Source organism: Mycobacterium sp., from assembly GCF_049802695.1.
Lineage (GTDB): Bacteria > Actinomycetota > Actinomycetes > Mycobacteriales > Mycobacteriaceae > Mycobacterium.
This window is the reverse complement of the sequence record NZ_JBARMY010000470.1, coordinates 1-4857: the sequence shown is the minus strand read 5'-3', so window position 1 is coordinate 4857 and position 4857 is coordinate 1. Positions and strand designations below refer to the sequence as shown.

General features: G+C 64.2%; 5 protein-coding genes and 1 pseudogene. 3 read left to right on the top strand and 3 right to left on the bottom strand.

What is annotated here, in order from left to right; all coding sequences use genetic code 11:
* Together WA317_RS18840 and WA317_RS18835 are read left to right on the top strand one after the other, a co-directional pair.
* On the top strand, positions 1–867 hold an 867-nt coding region (locus WA317_RS18840; RefSeq protein WP_425174481.1), incomplete at its 5' end, for a SpoIIE family protein phosphatase.
* Positions 867–1211, top strand: a complete 345-nt coding sequence (locus tag WA317_RS18835; RefSeq protein WP_425174480.1) for an STAS domain-containing protein — start codon at positions 867–869, stop codon at positions 1209–1211. The genes WA317_RS18840 and WA317_RS18835, both read left to right, overlap by 1 nt.
* Before the next feature lie 21 nt (positions 1212–1232).
* Here the strand turns inward: WA317_RS18835 and WA317_RS18830 are convergent.
* Positions 1233–1431 (bottom strand): annotated as a pseudogene (locus WA317_RS18830) (ABC transporter permease); the annotation flags it as partial.
* Between the two features lie 64 nt (positions 1432–1495).
* On the opposite strand from WA317_RS18830, the gene WA317_RS18825 reads away from it, so the two are divergent.
* The gene (locus WA317_RS18825) at positions 1496–2758 is read left to right on the top strand and encodes a phosphatidylserine decarboxylase family protein (protein WP_425174479.1); all 1263 of its coding nucleotides are present in this window, start codon (positions 1496–1498) and stop codon (positions 2756–2758) included.
* Positions 2759–2866: 108 nt separating this feature from the next.
* On the opposite strand, the gene WA317_RS18820 is transcribed toward WA317_RS18825, so the two are convergent.
* Together WA317_RS18820 and WA317_RS18815 are read right to left on the bottom strand one after the other, a co-directional pair.
* Positions 2867–4147 (bottom strand): hypothetical protein, encoded by a 1281-nt coding sequence (locus WA317_RS18820; RefSeq protein ID WP_425174478.1) that lies wholly within the window; start codon positions 4145–4147, stop codon positions 2867–2869.
* Between the two features lie 29 nt (positions 4148–4176).
* On the bottom strand, positions 4177–4857 hold a 681-nt coding region (locus WA317_RS18815), incomplete at its 5' end, for an SDR family NAD(P)-dependent oxidoreductase (RefSeq protein WP_425174477.1).

Below are 4857 nucleotides of genomic sequence, written 5' to 3'. Positions count from 1 at the left end.
CGCAGCGCCTGCCGCGCGCTGCTGCTTGATCACCCCAGCCCGCGTGCCGCTCTTGCGGGGTTGGACCGGTTCGCCGCGCGGCTACCCGGCGCGCAGTGCACCACCGCCGTCTGTGCGGTGCTCAACTCGAGCACCGGTGAATTGGTCTACTCCAGTGCCGGACACTTGCCTCCTATCTTGGTCCACTTTGACGGCACGACCCAGACACTCGAAGGTGGCCACACCATCCCGCTGGGACTCAAGCCCGACCGTCCACGGCCCGAAGCCCGCATTCCCATGCCCGCGGGAGCGACCCTGCTGCTTTACACCGACGGTCTCGTCGAGCGCCGCTCCAGTTCACTGGATGACGGCATCGCCCGCGTCTCGGCCCTCGTCCAGGACGGCCGTGCCTCGGCACTGGAAGATCTGGCAAACCAGATCATGACTCATCTCGCGCCGGCCGGCGGCTATCAGGACGATGTGGTGTTGATGCTGTACCGCCATCCCGCGCCGCTGGAGATGAGCTTTCCAGCGCACGTCAGCCAGCTCGACCGTGTCCGCACTGCCCTGCGCAGCTGGCTGACCAAGTCCCGGGTGGGTTCGAACCAGGCTTACGACGTGCTCATCGCCGCCGGAGAAGCCGTCGCCAACGCCATCGAGCACGGTCATCGTCATAGTCCGGAAGGGACAGTCAGCTTGCGCGCGACTGCGCTGGCCGACCAAGTGCAGCTGACCATTACCGACACCGGCTCGTGGAAGCCTCCAGAAGCGCCCACCGATTCCCGTCGCGGGCGGGGTATCACCCTCATGCGAGCGCTCATGCACGACGTAGACATCCAACCCCACACGGCCGGAACCACAGTTCACTTATCCGCCAGGATCATCTGATGCCGACATCGCTCACTCTCGACACCGCTCGCGGCAGCGACGGCAGAGTTGTGCTGACCGCGTCCGGGGAAATCGATTTGAGCAACATCGACACATTCACCGAAGCCCTCACCACGGCCGTCGTCGAGACTGCCGGGCCCGGCGGGATGCTCACCGTCGACCTCAGCGCTGTCGATTACCTGGACAGCGCCGCGATCAATGCCTTGTTCAACCACGCCGAGCGCATTCACGTCATCGCCGAACCCCGGCTGATCCGGGTGTTCACCATCAGCGGCTTAGCCGAACTGGCAACCATGGAATCGGCGCCACCGAGAGTAGGCGTTGAAGGCTTCCAGGGCGAATGAATCTCTCCCACTGCCTCGAAAGAACGGTCCGGCCGCACCAGCCTTGACTACGAATGCGTCGACACCGATGGAATCGACGGACCGCTGGGCCTCGACCCGAAAGCCGTTCGCGAGTCCGGTGAGAACCAGGGTCATCGCGAAGACCAGACCGGTGCTGACAATCGCAATGACGAAGCGCCGCCTTCGAGCATTGCATGTCGCGCAACGCCGCAAACAGCATGCCGGCGAGGTTACCGACGTCCCGCCAATTCTGGACCGGAAAATCTACGGCTAGGTTGGTTCTTGTGACGACTCCTTACGATGCACTTGACGTGCGGCGCAGCGCCGGCTGGTTGCCTCCCGAACAGGAGGACTTGGAGTCTTGGCTGGCCGGTCACCGAAAGCGAGTGGAGGCCAAGGGCGCAGCTGCGACGCTGCATCCGGTAATCACCGAGTTTCAGGAGTTGATCAACTCCGACCCCGTACTGCGCATGTACCTTGACCGGATGATCGCCGAGGTGCCCTCTACCAGGTCGTACCGCAAACGTCATCTCCACGATGTCGAGCAGATGTTGCGGTTGATCAACGAGGTGCTGACGATGGCGCCGGAGTTCGGGGAGAACACGGTGATGTTGCCGCTGGGTGCGATTCTGGACTGGACTATGGGCACCTCGGCCGGATTTGCGGCCTACCGCGATCCGCGGGTCAACGCGATGCTGCGCAAGATCCTGAACGCCTGGAGCACCTTTCTCGACAGCGCCGACTCGCGCTATGTGCTCAACGAATCACCGTCCGGGTGGAAGTGCGCCGCGGCCCGACGGGCCATCGGCATCGAGCAGTTCCAGTACGATCCGGCGGACGAACATTGGGGCTTCGCCTCCTGGAACGCCTTCTTCACGCGACGCTTCAAAGACGGCGCGCGTCCAGTCGTCTCGCCGGACGATGACAAGATCATCGTCAACGCCTGCGAGTCCACGCCGTATCGCATCGCCACGGGCGTCGATCGCCTGGATCGCTTCTGGATCAAAAGTCAACCGTATTCGTTGCAGGACATGCTGGCTGATGACGAATCCGTTGAACAATTCGTCGGTGGAACGGTGTACCAGGCGTTTTTGAGTGCGACCGACTATCACCGTTGGCACAGTCCGGTGGGTGGGACAGTGATTCGAGCGTTCGTCCAGCCGGGGACCTACTATTCCGAGGCCGATTCGGAGGGCTGGGAGGCGGTCAATCCGCCGGTGTCGCAGTCTTATCTGGCGCATGTCGCCGTGCGGGCGATCATCCTGATCGAAGCCGACGATCCCGTCATCGGCCTGATAGCTTTCGTCGCGATCGGCATGTCGGACGTCTCCTCCTGCCTGATCCACGACCACGTCACATCGGGCTACCACCTCGACAAGGGCGAAGAACTGGGGTACTTCCAATACGGTGGCTCGACCCACTGCGTGGTCTTTCGCCCCGGTGCGATTTCTGACTTCGCCGTCGCGGCCCTTCCCCAGCCGCACAACTCCGAAGCGCCGCTGATGCTTGTCTGCTCAAAGCTGGCCACCGCTAACACGGCGGCGTAAACACTCGCGGCCCGGCTCGTCGGATTCGGGTCAGTAGGGCAGCTGGCGGCAACGTGATCCGACGCCGCCGCGCTGCGCGGCAGGGATAGCGATGTGTGCCTTTCATGTTCAGGCGAGCACCGCGTCGAGCAAGCCGCCGAAATCGTGTGTCTCCCAGAGGTTCAGGAAGTTCGTGAACATCTGCAGCGGGGCGCGCACACTCTCGTCGTCTTTGATCCGAGTATCCCTGCGCGTCAACGGGTTCGGTGACTCACCGAAACCTGATCGAATCAGTACGGGAACGCCGAGCAGCCACGCGATGCCCATGATAGCGGCGTACAGCACGACTTGGCTTCGCAATTCGGCTTGCACCAGGGGCGGACCGCCGCTGTTGCGGATTTCTGTGATGAACAGGTGCAGCAATTCGTCGAGGTGGTCGTTCCACAGCGAAGTTTCAGCACCGGACATGGCGCCCCAAATGGCCATCGCCACGTTCATCTGGCTGACGCAGCCCCAGTCCATCAGTCCGCAGTGCAATGTGTTTCCGGTGTCCCGCCAGAACCAGGCGTTGTCCACGTTGGCATTCCAGTGACACAACGCCAGGTAATCGCTTACGCCGGCCAGGTGGGCCCACGCCGCGGACTCGTGGCGCAGTACGTGCGGTGCTTCTCGATGAAGGCGGGCAAGGAACTCCGGCGCGCGAACGTTGGGCGGGAGCAGCGCGGGGTAAGCGTGCGTGAAGTCGACGAGCCGCGCCAATCGCCGTTGCAGCTTTTCCGGGTTGACCGGTGCCCGTTCGCCGACCGTCGCGGCTTGCAGGTCGACCGGGAACTCGGCTGCCGTATCCGCAGGCAAGCGGCCGGAACGGTGATAGCCGACGAGTCGGCCCAGGGCGGTCAGCAGTGCGCGGTAATGCGCCAGCGGTTCGGGCATCTCGTCGTCGCGGCATTTATGGTACTGACGCTTGGTTCCGTTCCGGCCGAACAGTATTCGCTCCGTAATCAGGATTCCGATGCCGGTGTCGCGGTGGTAGTCCGCGAACAGCGGGCGCGGCACGGCGATCGGGAAGCCCGGCGCACGAGACAGTGACGCGAACCGCACCTCAGACTCCATCTGGTTCTTCCCGCGGTCCCGCGCGGGGTCGTCCAGGTCCCGAGAGAATTTCACGAACAAGTCGCGGTGCAGTCCCGGCTGAGGCCGCTGATATTCCACCGAAAGCAGCAGTTTGCGGCCGGTGCTGCCGCCGGGAACCTCCTGGAACTGCGTTATCCGGGCGACTGCGTTGCCGTCATCGAGCGCTCCGGCGGCGCGGAACGCCTCGGTGAGGAAATCGGTACCGCCGGCGCCCAGCGCGGCAGGCAGCGGGTAACCGAACGGCGGACTGGTCGCCCACGACCCGGTCGGCGTCATCGGATGGTGGTGCGGGCATCTGCGCTTGATCACCAGGTCTGTTCGGCCGCGCGCACCAGCATGTGGTTGATCGCCACCCGGCGGTTACGGGTCACCACGTACAACACGGCGTCGGCGATGTCCTCCGGTTGCATCTTGGTCATCTCCGCGGTCTGACGGTCGAACGCGGCACGGGATTCCGCCGGCAGATGGCTGCTGATCTCGGTGTCGACGGTGCCCGGCCCCACCACGCCCACGCGCACCTTCTTGTCGATCACCTCTTGCCGGACGCCCTCGCTGAAGGCGTTGACACCGAACTTGGTCAACGAATAGACCGCGGTCCCCGGCCGGGACACCCACCCGGCGGTGGAACTGATCGTGACCAGATCAGCGACACCTCGTGCCGCGCTGGCGGCCGCCTCGATGAGGTGCGGCATCGCGGCCCGGGTTACGTACAAGACACCCAGTACATTGACCGCCACCAACTCGTCCCAGTCTGCCAGCCGTGCCTCGGCGGCGTAGCCCATCCGGATCAGGCCCGCGTTGTTCACCACGATGTCGAGCCGCCCGAATTCGTTGACTGCACCGTCCACCGCCTGCGCCACCTGCTCGGCGTCGGTGACGTCGGCAGGCACCAGAAGAGCTGATCCACCGGCGGATTCGATCTCGGCTTTCAAGTCCTGCAGCCGATCGGTGCGCCGTGCGAGCAGGGCGACTGCGGCGCCCTCGGC

What these genes read in the sequence shown, in the direction of transcription:
- WA317_RS18835 (WP_425174480.1), top strand. Translation starts at nt 867, where the DNA reads ATGCCGACATCGCTCACTCTCGACACCGCTCGCGGCAGCGACGGCAGA.
- WA317_RS18820 (WP_425174478.1), bottom strand. Translation starts at nt 4,147, where the DNA reads ATGACGCCGACCGGGTCGTGGGCGACCAGTCCGCCGTTCGGTTACCCG.